The sequence below is a fragment of the uncultured Campylobacter sp. genome (assembly GCF_937997595.1).
In the GTDB taxonomy this organism is placed as follows: domain Bacteria; phylum Campylobacterota; class Campylobacteria; order Campylobacterales; family Campylobacteraceae; genus Campylobacter_B.
Genome location: NZ_CALKTS010000189.1, coordinates 1 through 3,597, shown reverse-complemented (window position 1 = coordinate 3,597; position 3,597 = coordinate 1). Strand labels below are relative to the sequence as shown.

Sequence of the window (3,597 nt, the reverse complement as noted above, 5' to 3'; positions counted from 1 at the left end):
GCCTTTTCGAGGAGGCGCGCAAGCAGATCAGGGTAAGCTGCATCAACCCAGACATCACTAAAACGGCGTTTTACGAGGATTTGAGCTTCGAGCCCGCAGATGATGAGGCGAGCTTTGTGGACGCGGAGGAGATCGCAAATTTTGTGCTGCAAATTCTACGCACTAAGTCCAACGTGAGCGAGTTTACGATCCGCCCGCAAATCGTAAATCTGCGGAAAAAATCAAAATTTAATCGCGAAGGAGGCGAGCTTGAAAATCGGTAAAAGTCATGTTTTTGTGCTAGCTGTGGCGCTTCTTATCATTTATGCCGCGTTTATAAGCGGTAGCGGCGGGTATTGTAGCGCGAGAGAATTTTTTTCAGGCAGACATGATGAGGAAGATGACGCTTGCATCGCCAAGCTGATAAAGCGAGCGGACGCGGGTAATATATATGCGGCAAATCGGCTAAGATATCCGCACGAGGCGTATATCAAGCGCACATGCAAAAAGGAAGTGGAAAGCTTGGGTGAGCGCGAAAGATATTATTTTGAGCTCTACATCCAAAATCGCTGCGAAGCTTGGGGCTTTGAAACGCCCAAATCAAAGGGCGGCGAAGCAAATACGACGAACGGCGAAGCGAACGCAACGGACGGCGAGGAAAATTTAACGCGCGAGGGTGCGAATGCAATCCGCGATGAAACAAGAGCGATCAAACGCGATATAAATTCTACGGGAGGGTCAAATGCCTGGCAATAAAGCGAAATTGAAAGCTAGTAAAAGTCAAATTTTTTTGTTAATTGTAGGAGTTATTATTCTGTGCGCCCTATATATAAGAAACAATGGCGCGTATTGCAACATTTGGGAATCTTTTTTAAACAATAAGGGCGAAGAGGATGACGCTTGCATAGCCAGACTAATAGAGCGCGCAGACGCCGGCGATGACCATGCGGTAAATCGACTAATGTATCCGAGCCAGGCATATATCAAGCGCACATGCGAAAAGGGGATAGAAAACTTGAGCGAGCGGGAGAGATATTATTTCCAAGGCTTTGGCGGAGATCGCTGCGAAATTTGGGGCTTTAAAACGCCCAAATCAAATGGCGGCGAAGCAAATACGACGAGCGGCGGCGGTAATTTAGCGCGAGGCGATACGAACGCGACTGACGGAGGAAATTTAACGCGCGCCGAGGCAAACAACGGCGAATCCGACACTACGGACCGCAAAGCGGACATCGCGAAGCGCGAAGGAAATTCTACGGAAGAGCAAAATGCTGGGCGATAAAAATTTAGAAAAATTTTTCTCAAAAATCGACGCGGCGGAGTTTGGAATTTCGGCGGGCTCAAAGCTCGCTTCAAAAAATCATAAACTTGCAGGAAGCGCGAGAGACGGGAGCGACGGCGAGCTTTTAAAATCAAAAAATGGCGCGGAATTTTGCGGCAAACAGGCATATTCTAGCGGCGCGCAGCAAGCTGAAATTTTAAAATTTAATGCCGAGCCGCTGTTTAATGCCGAGCAAGCACACTTAAAATTTAACGTCCGCCCATCACAAGCAGGGCTAGGTGCCCATCCGCCGCAGGCGCAGTTCGACGCCGAGCGAGCACAGACGAAGATCGAAAATTTCATGCGCGATCTGCTGCAAAACTATGTGCTTTGCGTAAGCGGCGCGGAATTCGCCTTCGCGGAGATCGAGGTGTATTTTACGGGCGCGGATCGAAACACCTACAAGCGCACGTCGCGGGCGGGCGAGATATTTTTTCACAATTTCGGCTTTGACATTTCGTTTCGCAGCGTCCCGCAAAGCGGCGGCGGGATTTTGGTACGAAGCCTGCGCATCCTAAGCGGTGCAGAGCTTTTGGCGGGCGGCTTACCGGATTCAACGGGCTGCTTACCCGGCTCGGCAGGCGGCTTGCACAGCTTGGCGGACAGCGATTCGCTCGGCTATGCCGCCCCGCTCATACAAAATGGCGATTTTATCGCGGGTCCGCGCAAATGCATGGGTAAAATTTTAAATCTGCAAACGCGAAATTTAAGCTTTTCTTTAAAGTATGCGCCGCAAATAGCGCACGCAGCGAGCTTTAGCAACCGAATCCGACGAGGCGAGATCGTAAATGAAGCGAATCCGGACGCAAATACGCCAAGCGGCGCGGCGAGGCTTGCGAATGAGCCGCGCAGGCTTACTAGCGAGGAGTTTGAGGTATATCTGAGCGTGGGCTGCACTGCCGCGAAAACATATAAAAAATCGCTGCAAAGATACGAGAGCTAAATTTTGATCAAACGGCGCGCAGCGGGCGAGCGGTAAAATTTAATGAGCTTTAAGCGGCGGGGCTATAAAATGGCGCGTCCATCAAATTTAAAGGCGGCAAATGGATCAAAGCAGGCTAGATGAATTAAGAAAGCTACTACAAAAGCGGCATCAAGAGCCTAAGCAAGGCTTAGAACAAAATTCTAACGGCGAAAATTCTGGAACATCGAATTTTGGAGTCTCGAATTTCAAAGCTCAAAATTCCGAAATCTCGAATTCCGAAGTCTCAAATTTTGAAGCTTCTAATTTTAGAACCTTAAATTTCGAAGCCTCGAATTTTGAAATCCTGAATTCTGAACCTCCGAATTTCGAATCTCTGAATTCTAAAGCACCGAATTCCGCTCCTGACGCTTTAAATTTAGAAGCCGAAGCGGATTAGAATTCCGCCTGTGCAAACAACATAGAGCAGCAAAATTTTATATCCGATGACAGCGGCGCCTTACCGCAGAATTCCAAAGCAAGGGATTACGACAAAGAGCCGATAATAGTAAAAAATTATGAGAGGCTACTAATATCTACAATTACATTTTTATACGCGCCTATGATTTTGGGCGGATATATTCTAAGCATATGGGATTTAATTTTTCCAAAACGCCATATATCGATGATAGAAATAAGCTCTAGCGTTATATTTGGAATTTTTATAGCGATAGTATTGAGACTTATTTATAACAGCTGTGTAAGCAATAATAATCGAAAAATCTACTTTATGAATAATTCTATAGATTTCTATAACAACGGCGAGCTTGAGAGAAGGACGAATAATATTCATTTAAATTATGTGATAAGCAGACCATTTTGGGGATATTGCAACGATGATAAGATTCGTCGCTTCATTTATAATATTATTATAATTTTTTCTATTGCAGCCCTATCGTTTCTATCATCGCAAATTTTATTATTCTTCATTTTTTCAATACTTTCTGCAATCTTTTTGAAAATATTTTTTCACTTTTTAATTGTAGGCAATTTTAAGAATTTTTCATTCTTTTCTGCAATCGTAGTAGATTGTCCGTACTATGAACAAGAAAATACTTATTATTTAAGCTCTATTTTATCGGCAAAAAATTATTTAGTTTGCGTATATGATACAGAAAGGCTAAACGAAATAAAAGAATGGTTTTTAGTTCGAAAAAATATTAATATTGGTAAAATAGAAAAATATTATCTTAGCTAAAGCGGGCGGTTATGGATACAAGAAATAAAGAGGTTGAGTTTAGAGACTACGACAAAGAGCCGATAGTCGTAAAAAAGCTAGACGATCTGTTTTGGCTGATAGCTCTTGGAATTTTATTAATTTGTTCTTTGATACAGA

General features: G+C 44.1%; 4 protein-coding genes and 1 pseudogene. All 5 read left to right on the top strand.

Annotation, left to right across the window (positions count from 1 at the left end; all coding sequences use genetic code 11):
• Nucleotides 1–263 (top strand): annotated as a pseudogene (locus tag Q0614_RS06710) (hypothetical protein); the annotation flags it as partial.
• Complete coding sequence (locus tag Q0614_RS06705; protein WP_298787478.1) at nucleotides 250–735, top strand: hypothetical protein; 486 nt, start codon at nucleotides 250–252, stop codon at nucleotides 733–735. The pseudogene Q0614_RS06710 and the gene Q0614_RS06705, both read left to right, overlap by 14 nt.
• A gap of 34 nt (nucleotides 736–769) precedes the next feature.
• On the top strand, nucleotides 770–1,261 hold the full coding sequence (locus Q0614_RS06700) for a hypothetical protein (protein WP_298787476.1): 492 nt from the start codon (nucleotides 770–772) through the stop codon (nucleotides 1,259–1,261).
• Complete coding sequence (locus Q0614_RS06695; RefSeq protein ID WP_298787474.1) at nucleotides 1,248–2,243, top strand: hypothetical protein; 996 nt, start codon at nucleotides 1,248–1,250, stop codon at nucleotides 2,241–2,243. The genes Q0614_RS06700 and Q0614_RS06695 overlap by 14 nt, the downstream gene beginning before the upstream one ends.
• A gap of 100 nt (nucleotides 2,244–2,343) precedes the next feature.
• On the top strand, nucleotides 2,344–2,661 hold the full coding sequence (locus tag Q0614_RS06690; protein ID WP_298787472.1) for a hypothetical protein: 318 nt from the start codon (nucleotides 2,344–2,346) through the stop codon (nucleotides 2,659–2,661).
• Nucleotides 2,662–3,597: the final 936 nt, after the last annotated feature.